The organism is Dyella lipolytica (assembly GCF_030160075.1).
Lineage (GTDB): Bacteria > Pseudomonadota > Gammaproteobacteria > Xanthomonadales > Rhodanobacteraceae > Dyella_B > Dyella_B lipolytica.
This window is the reverse complement of sequence record NZ_BSNQ01000003.1, coordinates 987,108-1,014,023: the sequence shown is the minus strand read 5'-3', so window position 1 is coordinate 1,014,023 and position 26,916 is coordinate 987,108. Positions and strand designations below refer to the sequence as shown.

Genomic DNA, 26,916 nt, shown 5'->3' with positions numbered 1-26,916 from the left:
ATCTCAGCGTGGTTCGAACAAACGGCGCAGACGGCCGCCCAACGTAGTCGGTCGCGCAGGCTTGTCAGCGATGCTCTCCGGCAATTCGCTGGCAAGCGTGGCGAGCGTACCGGTGGCGATGCTGAGCAGGTTCAGACGCACACCGGTTTCCCGACGCACGCGCGCTGCCATGTCGATCGCCAAGAGCGAATGACCACCGGCATCGAAGAAGTTGTCCGCCGGACGCACGTCCTGCACACCGATGAGCTCGCACCAGATGCCGGCCAGATAGCGCTGTCGCGGATCGTCGATGGGCGGCGGCACCGGACCGCGGGAACGTGCGTCGGTAGCGGGCGCTATCTTGACCACCGGCGGCGGCAACGCCTTACGATCGACTTTACCGTTGGGCGTTTGCGGCAGCGCAGGCAGAAGCACCAGGTGCTGCGGCTGCATGTAACCCGGCAATTGCGCCGACAGCTGGGCACGCAAGCGCGGGAACAGGGTGTCTTCGGATTCCATGGACACGGCATACAGGACAAGACGTCGATCCTGCGGCGTGACATCCCAAGTCACGGCGACGCAATCGCTCACCGCAGGCTCCACGCGTGCCACCATTTCGATCTCGCTGGGTTCGATGCGGAAACCGCGCAGCTTGATCTGGAAGTCCAGGCGGCCGAGATGTTCGAGCGTGCCGTTGGCAAGCCAGCGGCCGCGGTCACCGGTGCGATACATCCGCGCACCCGGCGTCGACGCAAACGGATCGTCAACGAAACGCTCGGCCGTGAGTTCGGGCCGATGAAGGTAACCGAGCGCGACGCCGTCGCCGCCGATCCAGATCTCGCCGGGCACGCCGATCGGGCAACGTTGGCCTTGCGCATCGAGGATCCACACCGTGGTGTTGGCGATCGGCGTGCCGATCGAAAGACCGCGTTCCGGATGTTCCACCTGCCAGCAGGTCGACCACACCGTCGTCTCGGTGGGGCCATACATGTTCCATACCTCGGCGCAGCGTGCGCAAAGTTCGACGGCCAGGTCCAGCGCCAGCGCCTCGCCGCCGCACAGCGCCCGGAAGCCGGGCGAGCCTTGCCAACCCGCCTTCAGCAGCACACGCCAGGTGGCCGGTGTCGCCTGCATCACGGTGGCCTTGCTCGATGCGAGCAGCCCCATCAGCGATTCGCCATCCATCACTTCCTCGCGCCGTGCCAGCACGACTTCGGCACCGATGCCGAGCGGCCCGAACAGCTCGAGCACCGCGATGTCGAACGACAAGGTGGTTACCGAGACCAGCCGGTCGTCCTCGCGCAATCCCGGTCGTTCGCACATGCTCGCGAGGAAGTTGCGCACGGCGCGGTGCGGAATCGCCACGCCTTTCGGACGTCCGGTCGAACCGGAGGTGTAGATCACGTAGGCCACCGATGTCGGCGTCGCGCTCTGCGTATCCGGCGCGAGCGGTGAGGCAGGCAGCGCATCGAGCGAAGCGGATTCGTCCAGCCACAGCACGGCACGCTGACCGATGACGAAACGGTCGGCGAAACGGTGTTCGGTGATCAGCACGCCGATGTCTGCGTCCTCGACCATCAAGGTGAGCCGGTCGCGTGGGAAGGCCGGATCGAGCGGCACATACCCGGCGCCGGCTTTCAGCGCACCGAGTACGGCTGCGACCAGGCCGAAGCCGCGGTCGAGCGCGATGCCGACCAGCGCACCTCGACCGATGCCCTGTGCGCGCAGCGCATGAGCGATGCGGTTGGCGTAGGCGTCGAGTTGGGCGTAGCTGAGGGTTTGTTCGTCGCAGCGCAGCGCCACGCGGTCCGGCGTGCGTCGCGTTTGCGCCTCGACCAGGGCATGCACGCAACCGTCGGCGATGCCGGCAACCTCGGTGGCGTTCCAGCGGTTGAGCAGCTCAAGCTCGGCCGCTGGTAGCAGCGCCAATTGCGCGACGGGCTGTTGCGGATCCTGCAGCGCCGCCGACAGCAGAGCGAGGTAGCGCTCGCGCAGGCGCGCCGCGGTCGACGCATCGAAAATGTCGGTGTTGTAGGTGAGGCCGCCAGACATCCCCAGACCGTGTTCGACGAACCACACGCCGATATCGTCCGCTGCGCCATGCTGGAACACCGGCAGGCGTTCGTGGCGCAACTGGCCCCAGGTGCGGTTGCGACCGCGTACGTCCTGGAAGGAAAACATCGCCTGGTACAACGGCGGCCGGCTGGCGTCGCGCGGTAGGTGCAGTTCCTGCACCAGTTGGTCGAACGGCACTTCGGGATAGGAAAAGGCAGCGACCACGCTGGCACGCAACTGGCGCAGGAAATTCACAAAGGACAGGGTGGGATCCACCTTCATGCGCAACGGCAAGGCGTTGACGAAATAACCCATCACCGGCTCGAGCTCGGGCACTTCGCGGCCGCGCACCGGCGTGCCGACGATGATGTCGTGCTGCCCGGTCTGGCGATGCAGGAACACGAAGTAGATCGCAAGCAGCACCATGAACGGCGTCGCCTCGGCCTGCTTGCCGAGCGCATGGATGGCATCGGCGGTGGCGTTGGGTAGTTGCAGCCATTCGGTGGCACCGTTGCCGGACATGCGCAGCGGGCGCGGATGATCCGTCGGCAGTTCCAGCGGCTCGATCTCGCCCTGCAGATGCTGTTTCCAGAACACTAGACGCCGGTTCAACTCGTCGTCACGCAGCCACGCGCGATGCCATGCCGCGAAGTCGCCGTATTGCACGTCCAGCTCGGGTCGCGGCGCGGTCTCGCCATTCAGCAGTGCGGCGTAGGTGTCCGACATCTCCTGATACAGCAGGTCGAACGACCAGCCGTCCCAGATGATGTGATGGGTGACAAAGAAAAACACATGCTCTTCCGCACCCAGCCGGAACAGCCGCGTACGAAAGAGGGGAGCGCGCGACAAGTCGAACGGCTCGTCGATCAACTGTTCGAGCCGGCGTTTGAGTTCGGCTTCGCGTGTTTCGGCCGGGATGGCGGAAAGATCTTCGACCGGCAGCAGCGTCACGTCGACGGTATCGTGGATGCGCTGTTGCGGTTCGTCGCCTTCGGTTTCGATGGATGTGCGCAACACCGCCTGACGCCGCACCACGTCCTGCAAGGCACGCTCGAACAACTGCTCGTTCATCGGGCCGCGCAAGCGATGTGCCGAGGGAGTGTTGTAGGCGGTACGCTCACCGCGCATTTGCTCGAGGTAAAGCATGCGCTGTTGCAAGATGGACAAGGGTGCTCGCTGACGATCGGGCAGGCGCGCAATCTTCGGCAGTGGACGCTGTGTGTCGGTGGCTTGCACGCCACGAATGCGTTCCGCGAGTTGTGCGACGGTCGGCGCTTCGAACAGCGCGGCCAAGGGCAGGTTGAGGCTAAGCTCGCGATTGAGCCGCGCGGTGAGCTGGGCCGCGAGCAGCGAATGACCGCCACGATCGAAGAAGTTGTCGTCGACTCCTAGGCCGGCGGCGCCGAGCACCACTGCCATCGCGTCGCTTACCTGACGTTCCAGTTCGTCGCGTGGCGCGGTGTGCACTGCGGCAGCGTCTTGCTGTGGCAACGCATCGGCGGGCGCGGGCAGCCGCGCGCGGCCGATCTTGCCGTTGGGCAGCAAGGGCATGGCATCGAGCACGATGAAATGCTGCGGCACCATGTATTCCGGCAGCACCTGGCGCAAGTGCACGCGCAAGCCTGTCTCGTCCACCGTCATGCCGGCGCGCGCGACCAGATAGGCCACCAGGCGCGCGTCGCCGGGCCGGTCTTCGCGCACGATGACCACGGCGTGTGCTACTTCCGGTTTTGCGGCCAGGTTCGCTTCGATTTCGCCGGGTTCGATGCGGAAGCCGCGCAACTTCACCTGGAAGTCCAGACGTCCCTGGTGTTCCAGCGTGCCGTTAGCGAGCCAGCGGCCACGGTCGCCGGTGCGATATAACCGTGCGTGTGACGCATCGGCATAGGGATCGCGGACGAAGCGTTCGGCGCTCAACTCCGGTCGATTGAGATATCCGAGCGCAACGCCGGCGCCGCCGATCCACAATTCGCCAGGCACACCCGCCGGGCACAGCTGACGCTGCGGATCGAGCACCCACACGGTGGTGTTCGCCACCGGGCGGCCGATCACGATGCCGGCGCGCGGGTTCTCGACCCGCCAGAACGTCGCGTACACCGTCGCCTCGGTGGGGCCATAACCGTTCCAGACTTCACCGCAACGCGCGAGCAATGCCTCGGCCAACGCCAGCGACAAAGGTTCGCCGCCGCTGACGGCGCGAAAACCCGGATGTCCCTGCCAGCCCGCATCGAGCAACAGCCGCCACCCGGCAGGCGTGGCCTGCAAGTAGGTGGCGCCGCTGGTTTCGACCAGCTTGCGGAGTAGCACGCCATCGCGCACTTGTTCCCGACTCGCCACGATCACTTCGGCGCCTACGGCCAGCGGCAGCATCAATTCCATGAAGGCGATGTCGAACGAAAGCGTCGTCACCGCGACCAAGCGGTCGTCGGCACGCATGCCTGGCTCGCGCTGCGTCGTGGTGAGAAAGTTCGCGGTCGCTCGATGCGGTACCTGCACGCCCTTGGGGCGCCCGGTCGAGCCGGATGTGTAGATCACGTAAGCCACCGCGTCGGGCGCGACGGCATCGGTGTCGGTGGCAAGGCGCGTCGCCGGTTGCGCTGCCAGTTCCGCGACGAGCTGGTCGAGCGCCAGCACCGGGCGTCCGCGCAGATCGAAGCGGGCGGCGTGCGCTTGCTCAGTGACCAAGGCCGCCAGACTCGCGTCGCTCACCATGAAAGCGAGCCGTTCTTCCGGAAAAGCCGGGTCGAGCGGCACATAGCCGGCACCCGTCTTGAGTACGCCAAGCAACGCGGCGAGCATGTCGATACCGCGCTCCAGCGCAATGCCGACCAGCGCGCCGCTGCGTACGCCGCGGCTGCGCAACAAGCGCGCGATGCGATTCGCGCGTTCGTCCAGTTGCGCATAAGTGAGCGTGCTGTCGCCGGCGCGGACGGCGGTGCGCTCGGGTGCGCGATCGCATTGCGCTTCGAAGAACTCGTGCGCGCGACGATCTACGTCGAACGGCGTGGGGGCAGGTTGCCACCCTGCCAGTTCACGTCGGCCGGCTTCGTCGACCAAGGGCAGTTCGCCGAGTGCGGCGTCCGTTTGTGCGACGGCAGCGCGCAGCAGGGTTTCGTAGGCCTGCAACCAGCGGCGTACCGTGGCCGCATCGAACAGGTCGCTGTTGTACTGGCATTCCAATCGAAGCTGGCCGTGCTCCTGCACTGCGTTGACCGACAGTTCGAAGTTCTCGTAGTGGCGCGGATTGCTCGCGAACGTAAGGTGTGCGCCCTGAAATGCCGCTGCTTCGTGATCCAGCGCCTGGTCGATGTTGAACAGCACGCTGACCAGCGGCAGGCGGCTCGGCTCGCGTCGGACGCCCAGTCGTTTCAGCAGACTGCCGAAGGTGTAGTGCTGGTGCTCCAGCGCTTCCAGCAGCGTGGCCTGGGTATCTTTGAGCAACTGCGCGAATGGCGCGGCGGGATCCGCTGCGCAGCGCAAAGGCAGCAAGCTCACGCAATGGCCGACCAGCTGTCCGTCACCGGTGCTCGCTTGTGCCGCCGTGGGAATGCCGATCACCGCTTCATGCTGACCGGACAGCCGGGTCATGAGCGTGGCGAAGCTACCCAACAGCGTGGCGAACAGGCTGACGCCGCGTCGCGCGCCCATGCCTTTGATGGCATCTAGCAGCGCCGTGTCGAAAACATGGTCCTCGCGCTTGGAAGCGAATGTGCGTTGCGCCGGACGACTGCGATCGGTCGGCAAGTCCAGCACCGGGATACTGTCGGCGTAGCGGGACAGCCAATACGCTTCATCCGTGGCGAAGGCGCGCTGATCGCCCTGGCTGGCTTGGGCCAGTGCATAGTCGGCGAACGATTCGGGCGTCGGCAACGGTCGCACCGATTCGCCGGTGCGCGCGGCGTACAGCGAAGACAGTTCGTGCACCAGCACCCACCATGACCAGCCGTCGCAGACCAGATGGTGCGCGGTGAGTACAAGCACGTGATCGTCGCTGGCCAGACGCAATAGCTCGGCTCGAAACAGGGGAGCCTGCTCGAGTACGAACGGTGTTTCCACTGCTTCACGCAAACAGTTGGCGAGCGCGCTGGTGCGGGCTGCGGCATCGTCCGCGGAGAGATCGCGCAAAGGCAATTCGAGCGTCAACTGTTCGTTGACGCAGAACGTGTCACCCTCCGGGCCGAAGCTTGCGCGCAATGCATCGTGGCGATCGACCAGCTCCTGCACGGCGGCCCGCAGGGCATCGCTGTTCAGCATGCCGTTGAAACGCAACGATACCGATTCGTTATAGGCCAGCGATGCCTCGGGACTGATGCTGGCCGCCAACCAGATCTCGCGCTGCGGCTCGGTGCTGGGCACTACGCGGGTCAGCGCAGCGGTGGCAAAGGGATCGTAATCGACGGCCGTCAGCACCGGCCGCTGTGATGTGTCCGTACTCATGCGCTCACCTTCATATATTTACCGGGTTGCTCCGGGTTCGGCACGAACCAGCACGGGCGTCCATCCGGTTCGCGTCCCAGCCGCGCGCCTGGCACGGGCGGGTGGCTCGCTTCCATCACGGTGCGCACAGTGGCGGCGTGGCGCGGCATGAATTCGCTTTCCAGCAGTTCGCTCACCGATTCCTTGTAAGCCTGTGCGATGCGTTGCACGTCGGCTTCGCTGTGCGCCGTCGTCATGAAGCAGGGGAAGTTGTCGAGAATGTGCACGCCGCGGCTGCGGATCATCGCGAACAGCAGATCTTGCAGCGGGTGATCCTCGAGGAACTGGGTTTTCCACACGGAACCGAATTGCTTGATCGCGATCGGCGCGCCTGCCTCGCGGCAGAATGCATTGAGTTCGTCGGCCAGCGCTGAAGTGCGTGCGCTGAGTCGCTCCTGCAGCGTGGGGCCTTGTGCTTTCATGTACTCAAGCGACGCTTTGGCGGCCGCGAGCGCGAGCGGGTGGCGTACGAAGGTACCGGCGAAGTAGGTGACGCCTACCGTCGGTACCGAGTCGTCGCCGTACTGCCAGGCGCCGCCATCGAGCGCGTCCATGTACTCGCGCTTACCTGCGATCACGCCGATCGGATAACCGCCGCCGACCACCTTGCCGTACGTGGCAACGTCGGCCTTGATGCCGAACAACGCCTGCGTGCCGCCTGGATGCGTGCGGAAGCCTGTAACGATCTCGTCGAAGATGCATAGCGCACCGGACTCGGTGGTGATCTTGCGCACGTCCTTGAGGAAATCCACGGGCTGGAAATCCGGGCGACGACTTTGCACCGGCTCGATCAACACGGCGGCCAGTTCGTTCGCGCGGGAGCGGATGATCTCCAGCGACTCCGGCGTGCCGTAGTCGAGCACCAACACGTTCTCCGCCGTGTTGCGCAAAATGCCCGGCGCGGCGGGCACAGCACGCAGCTTCTTGGTGCCGCGAACCAGCATTTCATCGATGATGCCGTGATAGGCGCCGGTGAACAGCACCACAGTGCTGCGTCCAGTGACGGTGCGCGCAATGCGCAAGGCGCCGAGCACGGCTTCCGAGCCGGTGTTGCATAACGCCGCGCGATCGTGTCCCGTCAGTTCGCAGACCAACCGCGCCACCTCTCCGGAAAGTGGATGCTGCGGGCCGATCTCGTAGCCAAGGTCAAGCTGGCGCCGCACCGCTTCGAGCACAAAGTCCGGCTGCCAGCCGAACAGACTCATGCCGAAACCATTCAGTGCGTCGACGTATTCGTTGCCATCCAGATCCCACAGATGCGCACCTTTGGAACGCCCCACCACTAGCTGATAGGTGATCTCCTTGAGCAGCGGACGGAAGCCGTTGACCACGCGCGGATCGGCCATGTGCGGACGCTCTGCTTGCGTGTAGTCCTTCGATTTGCGTGTGCGGGCGACGTAGCGCTGAATGAAACTGTCGAGCCTGGCTTGCTGGTGCGGCGAGAGTTCGAACCGGGCGGCCGTGTCGATGCGCGCAATCGCACCGAATGCCTTCTTGACGTCGTAACGGGTATGGGCGAGCGCAGCTTCTTCGTCGCTAACCGCTTCGGCAGGTTTGGCTGGCGTCGGCGCAGCGACAGCCATGGCCGGTGAGGGCAGGGGCTGCGGCTGCGGCTGCGGCGCAGCGACTCCGCCGGCGAGCAATGTCAATTGCTGCGACATCAGTTGCATCTGCTGCTCGATCACCTGCCGCACATAATCGTTTCCCATGACAGCGTCCCCCATGACGACATTCCCGATGACAGCTGCCGGTGCCGTTGGCAACGGCGAGTTTGACAACGGCGCAACGGACGCCGCCACTACCGGCGCAGGTGCGGCCACGGGTGGCGCCTCGGGCGGCATGTGCGCATCGAGCATGGCGGCGAGCCGGTCGAGGCTGGCATCGTCGACCATCAATTGGCGGAACGTGATCGCGACCGGAAACACCTTGGACAGGTGCAGCGCAAGCTGGGTCAGCATCAGGCTGTCGAGGCCGAGCTCGATAAAGTTGGCATGCACGTCGGCATCGACCAGGTCGACGCCTGCCACGTCCTCGAAGATGCTCTTGAGCTGGGCGATCAGGCGCGTGTGCCGATCGGCGCGGGGTGCTTGGGCAATGGACATACTTGTCTCCTCGGTGCACGTGGCAGCCGCCACCGTCTCAGTTATTTCAGCGGGAGCGGGCAGGGCGGCGCCGGCAGGCGCGGCCTCGACCCAGCAGCGCTGGCGTTCGAATGGATACGTCGGCAGTCGCACGCGCCGGCGACGTTGGCGCCGATCGAAGCGCGCCGGATCGATCGCGACGCCGTGGCACCACAGCTGACCGACGGCGAGCGCAAACGTGGAACACTCCGATGCCGGTGCATCGGCGAGCGACGACACGGCGACGACGTGACTGTGCTGCGTACCGAGCTGCTGACGTGCCAGTGCAGTGAGGCTGCCGCGTGGCCCCACTTCGAGCAGTACGCGCGACGGCGCAGGAAGTGCGTGCCCGAGCGCGACCGCAAATCGCACCGGCCGGCGCAGGTGGTCCACCCAGTAGTCGGTGGAAACCGCTTGCTCGGCGGTCAGCCAGTCACCGGTTGCTGTCGATACCAGCGGAAGCTTCGGCTCGGCACGCGCCACGTTGGCAACCTCGGCGCGGAACGGCGCGAGCGCCGGCTCCATCATCGCCGAGTGGAATGCATGCGAGGTTTTCAATGCGCGACACGCGACGTCTTCCGCTTCCAGCGCCGCCTGGAAGCGTGCGATCGCTTCATGTGGACCGGCGACGACACAGGCATTGGGCGCGTTTTCCGCGGCCAGCTGCACGTCGTCCGGCAAGCGCGTCTGCAAGGTTGCCAGCGGCAGACGCACTGATAGCATGCTGCCTCCAGGCAATTGCTGCATCAGCGCACCGCGACGTGCAACGAGGTGCAATGCGTCGCGCAGCTCAAACACGCCGGCCAGCGTGGCTGCAACGAATTCACCGACGCTGTGTCCGATCATCGCCGCGGGCACGAGCCCGAAGCTCATCCACAGTTGCGCCAGCGCGTATTCGATCGCAAAGGTGGCCGGCTGCATCACGGCTGTGGGCAGCAAAGCTTCGGCATCGCCGGTAAACACCAACTCGCGCAGGTCGAAACCCAACTCCGCACGCAGCAAGTCGGCGCAGGCGTCGAATGCGGCGCGGAACGCGGGTTCGCTCGCGTAGAGGTCGCGCCCCATGCCGGCATATTGAGCGCCCTGGCCGGGGAACAGGAATACCACGTCGCTGGCTTGCGCCGGCCGGCTGCGCGCGATGGCGGCGGTTGTCTGCGCATTGGTGAGTTGCGTCATGGCAGTACGCGCGTCATCGGCGACCACGGCAAGGCGATGCGCAAACGTCTTTCGCCCGATCGCCAGCGTCCAGACGACATCGGCAAGATTGAGTTCCGGCTGCGCGCCAAGATGATCGGCAAGACGCGTGGCCATGGCGCCAAGCGCACTTGCCGTGCGTGCCGAAAGAATCAGCGTTTGCGGCCCGACAGCGGGCTCCGATGCCGGTGGCGCCGGCGCTTCTTCCATCACGATGTGTGCGTTGGTGCCGCCTACGCCGAACGAACTGACGCCTGCGCGCCGCGTCCCCTCGGCCTGCCATTCGCACAGGCGGTCGTTGACCACGAACGGCGAACTGGCGAAGTCGATGACCGGATTGGGCGCGCGGAAATGCAGGCTCGGTGGCAGCTGGCGTTCCGCAAGCGACAACGCCGTCTTGATGACGCCCGCGGCGCCGGCGGCGATCACCAGATGGCCGACATTGCTTTTCAGCGAACCGATGCGGCAGAAACCCACATCGTGGGTGCTGCGACGGAAGGCGTGGGTAAGACCTTCGAGTTCGATCGGATCGCCGATCGGCGTCGCCGTGCCGTGCGCTTCCACGTAGGAGATGCTGCGCGCATCGACTCCCGCATCGGCATGCGCCATCGCAATCACGGCAGCCTGTCCTGCGCTGGTCGGCGACATGAAGTTCGCCCTGACGCCGCCGTCGTTGTTGACGGCGCCGCCGCGGATCAACGCGTAGATCGTATTGCCGTCGGCCTGCGCATCGGACAGTCGTTTGAGCAGCACCACCGCAGCGCCGTCGCTGAACACCGTGCCCTTGGCATCGGCGTCGAACGTCCGCGTGTGCCCGTCCGGCGACAACATCGCGCCGTCCTGAAACAGATAGCCGCTGCGTGGAGGGCAGGTCACTGCCACGCCACCTGCCAACGCCATGTCGCATTGGCCGCCGCGCAGGCTCAGCATCGCCTGGCAGATCGCGACCAGCGACGTGGAGCAGGCGGTGTGCACGCTCACCGTGGGTCCGGTGAGGTTGAGTTTGTGTGCGACGCGCGGCGCGATGTAATCCTTCTCGTTGTCCAGCATCACTTGGAATGCGCCGATCATGTCCACCCGATCGGGATGTGCACTCACGTGATGCTGGAAGTAGCTGGCGTTGTACATGCCGCCGAACACGCCGACCGGGCTGCTCTGTGCATCGGCTGCATGACCGGCGCGCTCCAGGCATTCCCAGCACAGCTCCAGGAACAGCCGCTGTTGCGGATCCATCAGCTCCGCCTCGCGCGGACTGATACCGAAGAACGCGGCGTCGAACAGTTCGACATCGTCGATCACGCCACGCGCAGGCACGTAAGCGGGATCGTTGCGCAACGCGGCGGGAATGCTGGGATCGAGGTCGCTGAGTTCGAAGCGTGTAATCGACTCGCGTCCTTCACACAGATTGCGCCAGAACCCCTCGACGTCGGCAGCGCCTGGAAAGCGTCCTGACATCGCCACGATCGCGATCGGTTCGTCGTGATCGTGGCGACTGCGTGCGATGCGGCTCGGCTCGATCGACGGTCGTTCGTCGCCGCTAAGTGCGCGCGCCAGCGTGGCGGGCGTCGGGTCGCGGAACAGTGTGACTGCAGCGATAAGGCCGAGGCCCTGGCTGCGGATTTGCTCGATCAGGCGCAGCGCGCGCAGCGAATCGCCGCCCAGCGCAAAGAAGTTGTCGTCGCGACCCACTTGTTCGAGATCGAGCAGGTGCGCCATTGCATCGCAAATCTGTTGCTCCAACGGATTGGTCGGCGGCGCATATGCCACGGCGAGCTCCGGCCGGCTGCGATCCGGTGCGGGCAGGGCGCGGCGATCGAGTTTGCCGTTGGCGGTCACCGGTAACGCATCGAGCTGCAGATAACTCGCCGGAACCATGAATTCGGGCAGGATCGTCGCCAGATGGGCGCGCAACGTGGGTGCGCCGACAGGCGATGCGGCGACGTAGTAGGCCACGAGGCGCTTGTCGCCGGGTCGATCCGCACGCGCGAGTACGGCGCAAGCGCGCACCGAGGGGTGACGTTGCAATGCTGCCTCGATCTCGCCAAGTTCGATGCGGAAACCGCGGATCTTCACTTGCGAGTCGACGCGGCCGACAAATTCGATGGCGCCGTCCGGCCTGTAACGCACCAGGTCGCCGCTGCGGTAGAGGCGTTCGCCCGGCGCGCCGAATGGATTGTCGACGAAGCGTTCGGCATCCAGCTCCGGACGCTGCAGATAACCGCGCGCCACACCAGCGCCGCCGATGTACAACTCGCCGATCACGCCGACGGGCACGGGTTGGCGTCGCGGGTTGAGCACGTACACGCAGGTATCGGCGATCGGACGTCCAATCGGAATCGATAGCGCATCGGCGTCGAGGTCGCGGGGGATGCGCCACGTACAGGTAAACGTCGTGCACTCGGTGGGACCATAGCCATTGCTGATCGTGGTGTCGGGCAACGCAGCGAGCGCGCGTCGCACGTGCTCGACCGACAAGGCTTCGCCGCCGGTGAACAATTCGCGCAGACCGCCGAGTTGGAGCGGGTTCTCGTCGACCACGGCGTTGAACAGCGCCGCGGTGAGCCACGCAGTGGTAACGCCCTGGTCGGCGATGGTGCGTGCAAGACCGGCGCCGGTCGGCACCGGTTCGTCGTGGATGACGACGCGGCCGCCGTTGAGCAGGGGCCCCCAAATCTCCAGCGTCGATGCGTCGAAGCCCAGCGGCGCGGCGTGCAGCATGCGCGTCTCCGGTCTCAGTCCGACGTAATCGACGCCGCAGACGAGGCGGATGATCGAACGATGACGAATTGCTACGCCTTTCGGCGTTCCGGTCGAACCGGACGTGTACATCACATAGGCAAGCGCGTCGCCGTCAATCGCGCGTAGTGCGCTTTCATCCTGGCCGGCATGCGAGGTGTCCCGCATGTCGTCGTAAGCGAGGCGTGCAACCGATGCCGGCAACGCCGGTATGCAGTCCGTGAAGTGGCCCAGCACGACGCTGGCACCCGCGTCGTTCAACGCAAATGCAAGACGTTCCGTGGGGTGCGTGGCATCAAGCGGCAGGTAAGCCGCGCCGGCTTTGAGCACGCCGAGGATCGCGGCGATGGTGTCGATCGAACGCGCCTGCATCACGCCAACGATCGCGCCAGCCGTAACGCCTGCTTCGCGCAGGTGCGTTGCGATCGTATTCGCGCGCCGATCGAGCCCGGCATAACTCAAACTAGCGCTGCCCATGCTGACGGCGATGGCGTCCGGATGCGCGGTAGCGATGGCATGGAACAGGCCGTGCACCGTATCCGCTTGTCGGCGCGGTATCGCAGTGGCGTTCCACCCCACCAGCAACTGCAGTCGCTCGTTGTCGTCGATAAGACTGAATGCGTCGAGCGATTCACCAGGCAGGACTACCAGCGCTGCTAGTGCGCGCAGCACGCAATGGGCGAGCAGGTCGACGTCGTCTGCGTCGAGCGGCGCGTCGAATGCCACTTCAAGTCGTGAGTCGCCAGCGCAGTGCAGATGCCAGATCGATGCGGCATGTGTCGGTTTAACGGGTCTGGCGCCTCTGTCGTGCGCGCACCATGCGCTCGGCTGCGGAGCGTCGTTGCAGTGGATCAGCGCATCGGAACACGTGTCGATCCAGCTTGCAGGCGTGCCTTCAGAAGCGACCTCTACCGTGGCTTGCCTGGTGCCTGCGGCATCCTGCAGCGTCAACGCCACTGCATCGACGCCGGTGAGATGCGCTTCGACTAGGCCCAATGCAGCGCAAAGAACATGCGATGACGACGCTGCCAATCCGGCCAATGCGGAGGCAAGGGTGGTGTCCAGCGCATAGCTGCGACGGTGCCAGCCATGCGACTGTGCACGCGCCCGATGCGGCAGCACTTCGAGCAGGCGCATGCCCTCGGCACTCGAAGTTGAGGTGTGATTTGCGCTCAACGTACTCTCCCCATTCCATTGAATCGGCGAGTGCCGCTGCGTTACCGCAGCGACATTCGCGCGTACGAATCCACGGCTTCCCTTAGCCGTTTTGGAGGAAACGAGCACCCCTGATAGCGTCGTCGTCCGTCCCGTCAATCCGGGTTTTCAATTGCAGTTCGGCCGTCCAGGCCTCTTACAATGTTCCTTGCATGTTGCGGTGGCGTTGCGCCCGGTCCGGGTGGGCGGCATGAGTTACATCAATGCCTGGATTGGAACGCGAACAGCCACAAAATCGCCCCCTGGGCCGGTGTTCCGGTCCAGCTGACGTGGTAAACCCCTGCGCTGGCGACCTGCCTATAAGCAACGGCGCACTGCACGCCGCTGTTGGGCGGTAGGTCGAGAAAACTGTCGATGACCGCAAAGCCGTTATCGGGTACGGCCGTCATGTGATAAACCGTTGCATCACCCCACCACACTGCTATCAGCAGGGCAGGGCCTGTTGTCGTCACGTCGCCGCTGGTCAGCGTCGGGCCGTCGGTGGGCGAATGACCCGATCGTCCCAAGGCGCGCGCCAGCTTGTCGTAGTACTTCCCGGCTAGGTTCGGGGATGGATAGTTCTGCGCTACGTCCTGCAACACGCCCGCGTTCCTGATTTCGATAACTGGCACCGATATTTCGCCGGCCTCGTTACCGTGCTTGACGATGCTTATCGTGTGATCGCTGCCGCCTCGCGCCGGTAGCGCGAGGTAGGCTTTGACGTTGAAGCGGCCACCGTAACCACCGAAGACAACGCTCCGGCCCAACTGCGACCAAGTGTTGTCGTGGTTGTCGGTCGGGCCGTCTGCATTACTCGTGTAACCGCCGTTGAGAACGAGCAGCGCACTGCCGCTGGGTTGCGTGTCGAGCGGCGCTGTTACGGCGGGCGTTGCACCAGCCCCCTCGGTTTGTACAAGCAGGGTGTGCACGCCGAGCATCGGAATCGGTGCCGGTTCCGCACGTTGGGGCACGTCGGCGTTTACGCCTTTGGCGAAGGGAGCCAGCAGAGCGACAAAAATGACCTGGCGCATGCGCACCGACGTCATCGCATGACGGGAAGCAGGCGAGAGGAAGCGGAAACCCAAGGTGCGCACGCCACCGTTTCCGCTGGGCGCACAGACCGTGCGCCGGCGCAAAAAAGCGTGCCAGGATCGACGAACGCGAGGTATCGCCATGCCCCTCCCCCTAACTGACTTTCACCAAAAATTCAGTGACGCAGTTGGCACAGCATGCATCTTCCCGAGGTGCGCCGCAATGGCATCGGAAGACATGGCATAAGATATTGATATATAAAATATTTGTTCGTACTTCCAGGCCCGCGGCGGCAGGTAGTTACAGCAGAAATCGACGCGAGCGAACCGCTAACTCTGGATAACCCCTGCGTAAGGCGGATCGGTGCGGCTTATCGGGTGTCCTGTCAGCCGCCGCACTAGCCGCCGAACGCCGGCGGCGGCGGTAGCGGCACCCTCGGTGAGATCATCGAGGTGGGGGTGACGACCCACGGCCGGCATCTCGATATGGGCGCGTTGCGCCATGTAGTGCAGCTTGTGCAACAACGCATCGCGCCGGGTGCCGCGAGTGAAATAGGTAAAGCTCATGGTGATCGACAGACCGGGCCCGGTTTCGACCATGTGCGGACTGGTCGATGGCATGTACGCGCCCTGGCCGGGTTCCAGATCGAACACGTGAGCGCGTTCGCGAAATTCTTCGCGCCATACCAGCAGGTCGCGATTGCGGTCGTAGTGAAAACGATTGCGGGCCTGTTCGCTGGCGACGACGAGGTCATCCGGATCCCAGACGTAAAGCCGTTTGCGCCCGTGCATCTGCAAGATGAAGTTGTGTTCCACATCGAAATGGAACGGTGTGACCGAATGCTGCGCAGAAACGAAAATGAAACCGGCGCGATAGTGCATGCCGGGGTCTTTCTGTTCCAGTTGCGGCCGGACCGAGTCGAGCACGCCATCGACGAGCTTGCGATAAATCGGATCGTTCTGCACGTAGCGAAGAATCGCCCAGCCTTTGTTTTCGCCGATCTTTTCCAGGCCTTCGACATCCGCCCTGCTGGTCGTGAATGTCGTGCCGGCGGTGGATGCCTTATCGATCCCGAGCAGCTGGCCCGCCGCTTCGAGACGTCGGCCCAGCGCTAGCAGGGAATCCATTTGCAGCAGGGGGTCTTCAAAGACCCGGTGCCGAACCGCTCCAACGCGCCAGGGATGGAACGCATTCCAGTCCTGCTGGATAAGGGGAGTCATGGTATCGCTCATACTGCCTCCGTAACGGACAGCATGCCCCGATGTCGGCTTGGGCAGACGACGATACGTTACACGAGAATGGGGTGTCGCATCATCTTGCTGTTCCATCCAGCTATGTCGGGAAAGTCGGGTTTCCCGTCTGCGTTTGATTGACGCTACTTTGTGCTCGGCGTAGCTTAATCCGCGTCGGCAACGCGATATTGATCGTCGCCCGATAGACTTTTGCGTTTCTTGCGGGGGGATCCGCTTGAACAGTCCTTTACTCGAAGCCATGGCACCTGTGGCGGCGCAAGCCGGCACGCCGGTTGTGGTTGAGCGGCGTGATGCCGCTGAACTCGGCTATAGCGCATTCCTGCGCGAGTATGTGGCGCAGAACCGGCCGGTGGTGGTGGTCGGTGCGATGCAGGCATGCGCCGCCATGCGCGACTGGACGCCGTCTTTCTTCCGGGATCGGTTTGGACCCAGGCTGGTTGACATCGGTTATGGCCAACAGATGACGTTCGCCGACTTCATCGATGCCATATTGGCGTCGCAAGAAGATGCGCCAGGACCTTACATGTATCGGCTGTTCATCGGTCCTCATCTACCGGAACTGCTGCCGGATCTCGAGCCTTTGAACAGCTATGCGTTTCCGCGGCGTCTGGCCAGTCCGCTCATGCCCAGACCGTGGAGACGGCCGGACGGCTATCTCAAATTGCTGATCGGCGGCATCGGTGGCCGATTCCCGGTGATGCATTACGACGGTGAGAACGCCCATGCCACGATCACCGAGATCTACGGCGACAAGGCGTTTGTCATGTACGCGCCAGAGGATTCGCCGTACCTGTATCCCAAGCCGGACATGCCGAATCAATCGCAGATCCCCGATATACGGAATCCCGACTTCGAACGATATCCGCTGTTCGCTAAAGCAACTCAGTACTACACGGTGTTGCATCCGGGCGACATGATTTTTGTACCTTCCCGGTGGTGGCACACCGCACGGACACTTTCGCCGTCGATCTCGATCTGCCAGAACATGCTCGATGCGACGAACTGGCGCGGTTATGTCGATGAACTTTGCGCACCAAGCAGTGGCGGGAGCGTGCTCAAACGCCTAGCGAAGCGGGTATATCTGACTGGACTTGGCGCTTTCCTGTCGGCACTCGAACGCCCAGTACCTCGACATGACGCCGCGCCCAAAGGAGTAACCGCCCGACGTGCTCGACTCGCGCCCGTTGTCTATACCGATGCAGGCGATTCGAGTGCATGGCGGGTAAATGAGTGGAAGGTACGTTGAAGCCGCCCGATTGACGTACGCTGGTCTTGCTGTACAGGGTTTCGATGTCCTGCGATGAATTGGGGTAGCGCAGGTCCAGTTGATGTCGCGCGGTGAGGAAACGGGCGTGTCCAGGGAAACCGACTTTCTCGATCTGTACAGAATCCTGGGGTTGAACCCCGGCTGTGAACTGAGCGAGTTCAAGCAAGCCTATCGGCGCAAGATAGCGATGATGCATCCCGACCGCATCGCCAATAGCCGCTTGAACGCGCAGGCCACCAAGTGGGTGCAACGCATCACCACGCAATACAACGCTGCCATGGAATTCCATCGTCGCTACGGACGATTGCCCGGTGCAGCGGCGCCTACATCGCGCGCGCCGATCGATTCGGGGGTTCGTGCAGTGCATCCGCCACTCGCATTGCGCGGTCTGCGCAAGCAGGTGCGTGCCAGATTGATGATCGCACTGGCGGTTGCGGCGGTGTGCGTTTTGTTGTGGAACGTCGGCTCTCTATCGCAAAACGCAAACGTGGCGTCGCCCAAAACGAGCGAACCCGATACGACATCTACATCTCCCGAAAACACGCCCATGCTTACACTCGGCATGTCGCCCGAAAACGTACACGCCATCGAGGGTGATCCGGACCTCATCGAAGACGATCGCTGGGAATACGGTCCGTCCTGGGTTCGCTTCGAGCATGGCCAGGTGGTGGATTGGTATAGCTCGCCGCTCCATCCACTTGAGGTATCGGTGGACACGCCTCCTAGCCCTCATCATTGAGTAGGCCTTTGGTTTCCGTGCGAGCAACGATGCTCCGCTGGGTAGGGCATCAACGTTGTGGTGTCTTCATATGCAGTGCGAATGAGACGAGACACTTCGTTGGCACACCGTGCCGGATGCACTCACGTCGAAATCGAGCACGCCTTTGTTACTCGCCGTGTAAGGTCCATCCGGACTCACGCTGATGTGTTGCAACTCGCCGCGCTTGGACACGTTGATGGCGTAGTGCCGATCCGGTGCCAGTTCCACGATGACGTGGTGCGCGGCGGTGGCAGGTATGTCGTAGGCGATGGTTCCGGCGATGGGTGCGCCGGGTTCGAGCTGGCTGCTGATCACGACGCTGTTACCGTCGTCGGCAGCCAACCGCACACCGATGGCCGCGCCTTGCGTGATCGCGACCGGACTCGCCGCAGCTACTGCGGTCGCCGTAGGTGACAAGTCGAATACGGTAAGCCAGCGTTGCTCGATGGCGGCGTCGGCAGGGCGCACTTGAACTTGCCAAACCTTGGTGAGCTTGTCGTCTGGATACAACGGCACGGTCGTTGTCGCTGCGCTCTGTGGCAGCACGAGCAACATGGCACCAACGTATTCGCCGTTGTCACTCACGTCCAGGCGTTTGCCGCTGCCGGTGGTAGCGACGGCAAGCAGATTCGCCGGGAAATGGAAGGCCAAGTATTGATCGAATGAAGGCGCGCCTTTGCGGGTGCGGTCGTACACCACGAAACGGTTCGGCCGCAGATACACGATCTCGCGCGACCAGGCGGCTACGCCAGGCCCGTGCCTGAAAGCGCGATACATGTCTTCGAGATGGGTGGCCAGCACGTAGACATAGTCGGAACCGTCCTCGTAGGAAGCGATTCCTGTACGAACCTTGTCGTCTTCCCTGGTGTAGGCGGCCTGGCCGAAACGATCGAGTACGCTGCTGTCGTGCATGTTGCGCACGTAGTAGATGTTGTAGAGCTGTCGGTTACCGCGGTACAGCGTTCCGTTGAAGTCCGCGAAAAGGTCGGCATAGGCGCGATCTTCGTCGGCACTGCCTTTGGGCTCGTGCACCAGCCAGCCCGAAGCGTTGACCAGCAGCGGAGTCGCGCCGCGCACTAACGCAAGACCGCCCTGGTCGAAACCTTCCTCGCCCTGGCCAGGGTTGTTGATGTACGGGCCGGCACGGAGTGACATCCAGCTGGCGTGCGTGGTCCAGTCGGAGCGTGCCGCTACGGCACCCATGCCCGGTGCGAGATAAGACAGCGGCAACGTGTCCAGCGGCACGGTCGGGGCTCGTGGATCGTTATCCAGAAACGTCAGCCACGCATCGGCGGCTTGGAAATCGGTTGTGGCCTTCCTGATGTCGTTGAGATAGGTATGAAAACCGCCGACTGTCGGCGAATGCCAGTAGTTGAGCTCACCGAGGATCTGCACCGCCAGGCCTGTCTGCGCCGTTCCCGGCGGCGGTGGCGATCCTGTTGCGTGATTGGTGTCGCGATCGTCGACGTAGGCTCGCGACGGCCAGGTGAAATGCATCAGGTAGTCGGCGCTGTCGAGCGGAAACGAGTACGGCGTTGCGGCATGCACCAGATCGATTCCGGTTGCGGTCTTCACTTCGCGCGCAGGGAGGCTCATGTTGAGGATGCCCAGCGTGGCGTAGCTTCCAAATCCTTCCGGCCAACCGCCGCCGGACAAATGCGCTGTGTAATACGGCAGCACGCGACGATCGAACTGGTCTTGCAGCCAATCCGTCCATTGCGCCGGCGCGACTGGATTTTCGTCGTAGGTGGCCAGCGCAATGACGGCCTTGGCGTGGAAGTAACCGGCGAAGTAGTTGCTTTGCGGATGTCGGTATTCGAAGTTGGCGCAGCCGAAGGGGGAGGGCGTTTCCCACGCGTTGAGCCATGCATTCGCCGTGGTGTAGACCTGGTGACGCTGGTCCGGCGTCAGCAGTTCGTATACCCAGTCATAACCCAGCCCGAAGCCGACGCCGTAGAAGCGAATGCCATAGCCATCGTCGGTGCACGGATTCCAGCCACGATTGCCGGCGGCATGCGCGAAGGGCGTGGACATCTTCATCAGGATATCGACGGCCTTGGCGCCATACTCTGCCGCCGCCTTCGAATTGCTTGCCTTGAGCACTTGGTAGCACATGCCTTCGTCGAGCAAGGCGGAGAAGTAGGTGTCGCCCTGATAGCCCGCACCAAGATTCGGATGGTTCGGGTAAGCATCGCCATGAGGATCGTTGACCGTGCCACCAAGATAGGTGTCGCAGGAATTTCTAAGCTCACGCCATGCCGGCGTTTTCGCTGCCGCGTTTTGACGGAGCAGGGCCAACGTCGCCGCGTCGAGCAAGAGACGTGGATGCGCTGCCAAATGCAATGCAGGGGCTGTCGGCTGCGCGGGCGCGGCGGGCTGTTGCAAAGCAGTGGCATATGCCGCCGTCGCTATCAAAGCGAACAACGCGAGGGCAATGCGATTATTGATGCGTAGAAGGTGAAATCGGCCAGCATGGGTCGAGTTGTGCATGTCTGCAGCGCTCGATGTCAGTTAGCGTGCACCGCGCCCGAACAACACGACTTCCAAGGTCTGGATCAGGATCAACAAGTCGAGCACAAGATTGTGGTTCTTGACGTAGAACAGGTCGTATTTGAGCTTCTCGGCGGCTTCCTGTTCGGACGCTCCGTAGGGGTAAAGCAGCTGCGCCCAACCAGTGAGACCCGGCTTGAGCGAGTGGCGCACGTTGTAGTAGCGGATTTTCGTCGCCAATTCGCTCACGAATTGCGGGCGCTCAGGACGTGGCCCGACGATGCTCATGTCACCGGTGAGTACGTTCCACAATTGCGGCAATTCATCGAGCCTGAGCTTGCGCGTAATACGACCGACGCGGGTCACCCGGTCGTCCTGTTTGCTGGCCCAGCGTGCTACGCCGTCACGTTCCGCATCGGTGCGCATGCTGCGAAATTTCACCATCCAGAACGTTTGGCCGTGTTCGCCGACACGCTCTTGGCGATAGAGGATCGGTTGTCCGGGACCGGACTCCAAGCGAATCGCCAGCCAAACGCCAAGCATAAGCGGCCAGGAGAGCGCGATGATCACGACAGCAACAGCGAGATCGAAACAGCGCTTGCTGACCAGGCGCAGCGGTGTGGCGTGGAATCCCGCCGAAAATACCAGCCATGACGGATCCACCAATCCCAACTGCACACGGCCCGACTCGCGCTCGAAAAATGTCGCAAGGTCGGTGACGGGAACACCCAGCTGCTTGCATTCGAGCAAGTCGTCCATCGGCAGGCTGCCGCGCCGGTCGTCGACACCCACCACAATTTCGTCCACCTGCTGGACCTGTATGACCGCGTGCAGAGGCTGATCGCCATGGATCAGTTGGTCGAACGGCACAGCGACGATTTCGTTCGGCCGCGGCACGTAACCCACCAGGCAGAAGTTGCGACGATCCGAACGCCGACGCATGCGGAAGTGGAACTGGGACGCACGTTCGCCGGCACCGAGGATGAGCACGCGGCGCTTGAGCGCTTTGATGTCGCAAAGGCGCAGAAATACCGTGCGAAATGCGGTTACCCCCACGAAACCGAGCAGCAGCGCTATCGTCATCACGCCGCGGCCAACGTAGGCCTGCGGCAGCACGTAGTAGCCAACGCTCAGAAAAACCGTGCCAACGATGAATGCGACGACCTGATGCGCCAACACGCCGAACCAGTTGGTGCGCATATGCGTGTCGTATAAACCGAGCGCCGCCATGCTCAACAACATGGCTACGGCGAATATGAAAGACCGCTCCGGCATCCGATAGGAGAATTGCACCAGTTCTTCCGGATATCGGAAGTAACGTATGTGAGTGGCAAGATTCAGCGAGCCGGCAAGAACCAGCAACTCGCCAAAGCCGAGCAGGGCGATCCGATGGACCGTCTTGGGCCGCGAAAAGCGAAGCATCCGATATCCCCCTCCCCAATGCCGTCATTCCTTACGGCAGAGATCTAGGCTACGCCCGTTATTTCGTGTTGTCGACGTGTCAAGCACACCACGAAACCGACTGTCAACTTTATGAAACAGTGTTACAGGTGTGCGCTTCGGGGCAAGCCTTCTCAGCCCGCGCCGCATCTGGCGCGGGCCGTATTCGCTGAAGAATTACCACTTACGCTACCGAAAGATAATGCAGGTTGCATGCCACGACCGCGACCGGAGCGGCCAATGCACCGACGCAATCGAACGGTACTTCCAGGGTACGTACGCGGCACGGCCATGGGCCGACCGCTTGAGCGGGTGGCGCGACCGGCTCGTCCGACATGGCCGACAGCGTGGCGGGCGCTTGAGCCAGCCCGACGCCGAACGCCTTGAGTAGCGCTTCCTTGCGCGTCCATAACGTCAGCAGTGTTTGTGTACGAGCCGCTGGTGGCAGTTCTTGCAGGGCGGCCGCTTCGGCTGGAGTGCATATCGTGGTAAGCAGATCATCCAGCACGATCCGCGGCGGCGACTGCTCTATGTCGATGCCGACTGTCGGCGCACCACAGATAGCCATCGCTACGTAGTTGCCGCTATGGCTGAGGCTGGTGGACAGGCTAGTTCCTGGCAACTGCGGTTGTCCATTAGACGTATGCGTTAGCGGCACACGATCGGTTTCCGTGCCGAGACATACGCTCAGCGCTATGCGCCATATAGCGTGCGCCATAACGTAAGCGAGATAGTCGCGTTCGAAGTGAAAACGTGCCGCACGCGCGCGCTCGTTTGCATCGAGCCATTCATCGGCCATATGAGCGTACGCGGCCCATGCGGCACTATCGAACAGCACAATGCGTGCTTCGTCTGCAGCAGGGCGGCCAAACCCGGAACACGCCAAAGCGTATCGGGCAGTTTCTGCGAAATCCGTTGTTGCTATGCGGTGATTGCTCACCATTCTCTACTCTGCATTGTGCGCAACGTTTCCGTGTTGCGACGTGGTGCGTACGCTTTGTTCTGCTTTGTCGAGCAGCACGCGCAGCTGCTCGGCAAGCCGCAGGCTCAGGGCGACGATGGTGAAGGTGGGAAATGCCCAGCCTCCGGTCGGGAAAACCGAGCCGCCGGCGATATGCAAGTTGGCGATGCCGTGTACGCGACAGTGCCGATCGACGACACCCTGATGGGGATCGTCAGCCATCCGGGTCGTACCGAGGTGGTGCGCTGTGGTGCGAACACCCGGGACTGCGCGGTCTCCCTCAAGCAGCCACGGTTCGGGCTCATAACGTCCCTGACACGCGGCGGCAATCCTCGTGTTGAAGAGCATCGCGGCGGTGCGATAGGTACGCTGGTCCAGCGACGTGAGCTGCCAATCGACACGGACCTTCCGCTGTCCCAGGGCATCGTGCACGTCCGACAAGGTGACACGACTGTTTGGATTGGGCGCCTGCTCGAAATACCCGACCAGGTCGACGTGGGAGCTTTCCGTCACCGGCTTACCCGCCCATTTGCGCCAGGCGGCCTGGGCGATGTCTCCCACACTGAGGCCAAGTTTCAAGGCGAGCTTGCCGATACTCTCGGGCGTTTCGGGTACCGCATTCTTGTTGCGCCACGCGCCGATCTTCAGTGCGTCAGTGATCTGTTTCTCCACGACCGAACCTTCGTCCTGCACCGGTGGCCGCAATGCTGCCCGCAGTTTGCGCAGGGCGTGAAGACCATCGGGAACGGGGCCTTCCACAGGCACCGGACGGACGCGTGCATTCAAAAGGCGATGTGCACGCTGGCTTTCGTCCGACAGACACAACTCGGGAAATACCGGTGCCGGACCTTTGCCGCCGTTGCGATCGTAGGGCCGCGTTACGTGCTCGTGGTTCTGCGCGTAGAGCGTACCGAGCTTGCCCGCCGGATGATCCATAAAGAAGCGGCCGACCAGATCGCGGTCGTTGCCCAGCCCGTTCCGCGCGACCGAGTTCGACAGCAGCAGCAGCCTGGCGTTTTCGATCGCGCCGCAGGCAAGCACGAAGTGCTGCGCGCGAATCGTGCCTCGACGGCCGTCGAGCGAACCAATGCGCGCACTGTGAATGGACATTCCCGAGGGAACAGACTCCAGCTCGAGCAGATTGGCGTGCAGCAGGAGTTTGATGTTCGGGGCCTTTGCAAGCTCAGCTTCGTACGCTTCGCCAAAAAGCACGGGGCTGCGCGCAAAGATCCGATTGATCAGCGTCGTGTCGTCGAAGGAATGCGGTGTTCGCGACGGCGGGGTGAGGAACGAACCTTCCTCGAACGCATGCGATTCAATCTGGCAGAACGACTGCGCCCTTTCGTAATACGGCACGAGTTCGGCATACGAGAGTGGCCAGCCACTATGTGGGACCCAGTCCCGATGGCTCATGTCCATTTCGCTCAGCGGAATGCAACCGCCGCCCCACAGATTGCAGCTGCCGCCGAACACGCGCATACGCGACATGCCCGGGTTGAAGTGCGGAGTTCCGACGGATTCGCCGTGATAGAGCGCCTGGATGTCGTGCGCACCGGCTCGACCTCCGCTTTCAACGATGCACACGTCGATCGACGTACCGACGAAGGCTTGCGCGATGGCAATGCCAGCGGCGCCTGCACCGATGATGCACAGCTGCGTATCCAGGTCGGTGGGAGTGGGTCCGTTACGATAGTCGATGATCACCTCGTGCCCCCTAATCGATCGCGTCAAGCTTGACGACTGCTATCAAGCTCAATGGCGATGCGTCGGCAACATCACACGTGGTAGTACTCGCGGTACCAACGCACAAAATTGGCGACGCCTGTTTCAACCGAAACTTGCGGACGATATCCGACCGCGTTGACCAGTCCGGAAACGTCCGCCTCGGTATCCGGCACGTCGCCGGCCTGCAGCGGCAACATTTGCATCTGCGCCTTGCGCCCGAGACATTCTTCCAGCACTTCGATGTAACGCAGCAGCTCCACAGGCTGCTCGTTGCCGATGTTGTAGAGAGAGTAGGGTGCCACGCCACTGGTGGCGGGATCGGGCGCGTTGCCATTCCAATTCGCGACCTTTTTAGGAACAACGTCCAGCGTACGTACGACACCCTCGGCGATGTCGTCCACATAGGTAAAGCTGCGCTTGTGCCTGCCGTGGTTGAACACCTTGATCGGCTCGCCAGCGAGCATGGCCTTGGTAAACAGAAATAACGCCATGTCAGGGCGTCCCCAGGGGCCATACACCGTGAAGAAGCGCAAACCGGTACTCGGAATGCCATAGAGATGCGCGTAACTATGCGCCATCTGCTCATTGGCCTTCTTGCTCGCCGCGTAAAGCGTAAGCGGGTGTTCGGTGGATCGATGCTCGGAAAAAGGCATCAACGTATTGGCACCGTAAACCGAACTGGTGGAGGCAAACACCAGATGCTCCACGCCGTGGTGGCGGCATCCCTCCAGGATGTGCAGAAAACCGGTGACATTACTGCTTACATACACATGCGGGTTTTCGGCGGCGTAACGGACACCGGCTTGCGCAGCGAGGTTGATAACGCGCTGCGGCTTATGGGTGGCAAAAGCGCGCTCGATCGCCGGCCGGTCTGCCAAGTCCGCGTGAATGTGCGTGTAGTTGGGACGTTCGGCGAAACGCGCCAGGCGCGCCTTCTTCAACGTCACATCGTAATAGTCGTTGAGATTGTCGACGCCGATCACTTCGTCGCCGCGGTCAAGCAGACGGGTGGCGACATGGGACCCGATGAATCCGGCGGTACCGGTAACCAATACCTTCATGGTTGCATTCCTTGTCGGAAAACATGGACAGCAAATGCCGACGCAACGACGTTGGATAGATGCAGCTAGTGAATCCCGCCATTGACAGTAGGCATAGTGGAGCCAAGGACAGAGCGCACGGTTTTCCCCTCACAGCGCGGCAACTTACTTTGAGCCATGGCTGTTATTCAAGGATGACACAGGGCCGCAGGCCGTGTGTCATGTCGCTCCCTACTGAACTCTGCCACCCATCAGGCCTCTTAATAATCACATATAATTCAATAATATAAAGCGATCAACCGGCGATGCGATAGCGTGCCGCCGGTTGCGAACGCGAGAGATTGGGCGACATCTTCTGCCGCGCATCTTCGTATGCCTGCCAGTCGGCTGCTTCGGGCAGCGCCGGAATCGTCACCAGTTCGCCCTGATCGAGTCCGGCCAACGCGGCATCCACCATGTCTTCAGCGGGCATCACAATCTGCGCAGGCAGATGGCTTATCGGTACGCCTGCGACATCCCAAAATTCCGTAGCCGTGGCGCCGGGAAGCACCGCCTGCACACGCACGCCTTTGTCTGCAAGTTCGTGATGAAGCGACTGGGTAAAAGCGAGCACGAATGCCTTGCTTCCCGAGTACACGCCGTTGAGAAGTTCCGGTGCGATGGCCACGATCGATGCGATGTTGATGATCGCGCCATGGCCGCGTTCCACGAGGCCGGGCGCAGCAGCGTAGGTGAGGCGGGTGAGTGCGCTCACGTTGAGCGAAATCATCTCGTCCATCTTCGCCACGTCAGATTGCAGCAGCGGCGTGGCGGCGCCGAAGCCGGCGTTGTTGACCAGCGTCGTGATGCTCTTGTCGGTACGCAGAAGATTTTCCACCGCGGCCAGATCGGCGGCGTTGTTCAAGTCGGCTGGAAAGACCTGGATGGCGCGGCCCGTGGCATCCGACAAACGGCGAGCCAGCTGATCAAGACGTTCGCGGTTGCGCGCTACCAAAATAAGGTCGTAGCCGCGGCGCGCCAGACGGTCGGCGTAGATGGCGCCGATGCCGCTGGAAGCGCCGGTGATCAGGGCAGTGCCCTTGGATGAGGTGTTCATGTCGCTATCTCCGATGAGGAAGCACCGGCGGTATGTCGATGCCTTGAGATAGTTGTACGCGGGCCGCACCTAGACTTAAATGTCGTAGATGCCACCTT

At 62.7% G+C, this 26,916-nt stretch carries 12 protein-coding genes; 2 read left to right on the top strand and 10 right to left on the bottom strand.

Going from position 1 to position 26,916, the window contains the following annotated elements:
• Positions 1–3: 3 nt before the first annotated feature.
• The 4 genes from QQL64_RS05915 to QQL64_RS05900 all read right to left on the bottom strand — a co-directional run bounded on the left by QQL64_RS05915 (position 4) and on the right by QQL64_RS05900 (position 16,018).
• Entirely contained in the window at positions 4–6,471 is a 6,468-nt protein-coding gene (locus QQL64_RS05915) for a non-ribosomal peptide synthetase (protein ID WP_284396928.1), read from the bottom strand.
• Positions 6,468–13,736 carry a polyketide synthase gene (locus QQL64_RS05910; RefSeq protein ID WP_284396926.1) on the bottom strand — a complete coding sequence of 2,423 codons (7,269 nt, stop codon included), beginning with the start codon at positions 13,734–13,736 and terminating at the stop codon, positions 6,468–6,470. The genes QQL64_RS05915 and QQL64_RS05910 overlap by 4 nt, the downstream gene beginning before the upstream one ends.
• Before the next feature lie 239 nt (positions 13,737–13,975).
• Positions 13,976–14,929, bottom strand: coding sequence for a hypothetical protein (locus QQL64_RS05905; RefSeq protein ID WP_284396925.1), 954 nt, complete (start codon positions 14,927–14,929; stop codon positions 13,976–13,978).
• A 186-nt stretch (positions 14,930–15,115) separates the two neighbouring features.
• On the bottom strand, positions 15,116–16,018 hold the full coding sequence (locus tag QQL64_RS05900; RefSeq protein WP_284396922.1) for a cupin-like domain-containing protein: 903 nt from the start codon (positions 16,016–16,018) through the stop codon (positions 15,116–15,118).
• Positions 16,019–16,253: 235 nt separating this feature from the next.
• Between QQL64_RS05900 and QQL64_RS05895 the strand changes: the two genes are divergently transcribed.
• Both QQL64_RS05895 and QQL64_RS05890 read left to right on the top strand, forming a co-directional pair.
• Positions 16,254–17,285 (top strand): cupin-like domain-containing protein, encoded by a 1,032-nt coding sequence (locus QQL64_RS05895; protein ID WP_284396919.1) that lies wholly within the window; start codon positions 16,254–16,256, stop codon positions 17,283–17,285.
• Positions 17,286–17,391: 106 nt separating this feature from the next.
• Positions 17,392–18,045: a J domain-containing protein gene (locus QQL64_RS05890; RefSeq protein ID WP_284396916.1), complete on the top strand. Its 654-nt coding sequence runs from the start codon at positions 17,392–17,394 to the stop codon at positions 18,043–18,045.
• Between the two features lie 66 nt (positions 18,046–18,111).
• Here QQL64_RS05890 and QQL64_RS05885 read toward each other — a convergent pair whose 3' ends face one another.
• From QQL64_RS05885 to QQL64_RS05860, 6 genes are all read right to left on the bottom strand, one after another.
• Complete coding sequence (locus tag QQL64_RS05885; RefSeq protein ID WP_284396914.1) at positions 18,112–20,556, bottom strand: hypothetical protein; 2,445 nt, start codon at positions 20,554–20,556, stop codon at positions 18,112–18,114.
• A 21-nt stretch (positions 20,557–20,577) separates the two neighbouring features.
• Entirely contained in the window at positions 20,578–21,978 is a 1,401-nt protein-coding gene (locus QQL64_RS05880; protein ID WP_284396911.1) for a TIGR03013 family XrtA/PEP-CTERM system glycosyltransferase, read from the bottom strand.
• A gap of 202 nt (positions 21,979–22,180) precedes the next feature.
• The gene (locus QQL64_RS05875) at positions 22,181–22,795 is read right to left on the bottom strand and encodes a 4'-phosphopantetheinyl transferase family protein (protein ID WP_284396910.1); all 615 of its coding nucleotides are present in this window, start codon (positions 22,793–22,795) and stop codon (positions 22,181–22,183) included.
• Between the two features lie 147 nt (positions 22,796–22,942).
• Positions 22,943–24,661 carry a GMC oxidoreductase gene (locus QQL64_RS05870; protein WP_284396909.1) on the bottom strand — a complete coding sequence of 573 codons (1,719 nt, stop codon included), beginning with the start codon at positions 24,659–24,661 and terminating at the stop codon, positions 22,943–22,945.
• A 71-nt stretch (positions 24,662–24,732) separates the two neighbouring features.
• The gene (locus tag QQL64_RS05865; RefSeq protein WP_284396908.1) at positions 24,733–25,743 is read right to left on the bottom strand and encodes an NAD-dependent epimerase; all 1,011 of its coding nucleotides are present in this window, start codon (positions 25,741–25,743) and stop codon (positions 24,733–24,735) included.
• Positions 25,744–26,017: 274 nt separating this feature from the next.
• Positions 26,018–26,818, bottom strand: coding sequence for an SDR family NAD(P)-dependent oxidoreductase (locus tag QQL64_RS05860; protein WP_284396906.1), 801 nt, complete (start codon positions 26,816–26,818; stop codon positions 26,018–26,020).
• Between the last annotated feature and the right edge of the window lie 98 nt (positions 26,819–26,916).

What these genes read in the sequence shown, in the direction of transcription:
- QQL64_RS05915 (WP_284396928.1), bottom strand. Translation starts at nt 6,471, where the DNA reads ATGAGTACGGACACATCACAGCGGCCGGTGCTGACGGCCGTCGATTAC.
- QQL64_RS05905 (WP_284396925.1), bottom strand. Translation starts at nt 14,929, where the DNA reads ATGGCGATACCTCGCGTTCGTCGATCCTGGCACGCTTTTTTGCGCCGG.
- QQL64_RS05900 (WP_284396922.1), bottom strand. Translation starts at nt 16,018, where the DNA reads ATGAGCGATACCATGACTCCCCTTATCCAGCAGGACTGGAATGCGTTC.
- QQL64_RS05885 (WP_284396914.1), bottom strand. Translation starts at nt 20,556, where the DNA reads ATGCACAACTCGACCCATGCTGGCCGATTTCACCTTCTACGCATCAAT.
- QQL64_RS05880 (WP_284396911.1), bottom strand. Translation starts at nt 21,978, where the DNA reads ATGCTTCGCTTTTCGCGGCCCAAGACGGTCCATCGGATCGCCCTGCTC.
- QQL64_RS05875 (WP_284396910.1), bottom strand. Translation starts at nt 22,795, where the DNA reads ATGGCCGATGAATGGCTCGATGCAAACGAGCGCGCGCGTGCGGCACGT.
- QQL64_RS05865 (WP_284396908.1), bottom strand. Translation starts at nt 25,743, where the DNA reads ATGAAGGTATTGGTTACCGGTACCGCCGGATTCATCGGGTCCCATGTC.
- QQL64_RS05860 (WP_284396906.1), bottom strand. Translation starts at nt 26,818, where the DNA reads ATGAACACCTCATCCAAGGGCACTGCCCTGATCACCGGCGCTTCCAGC.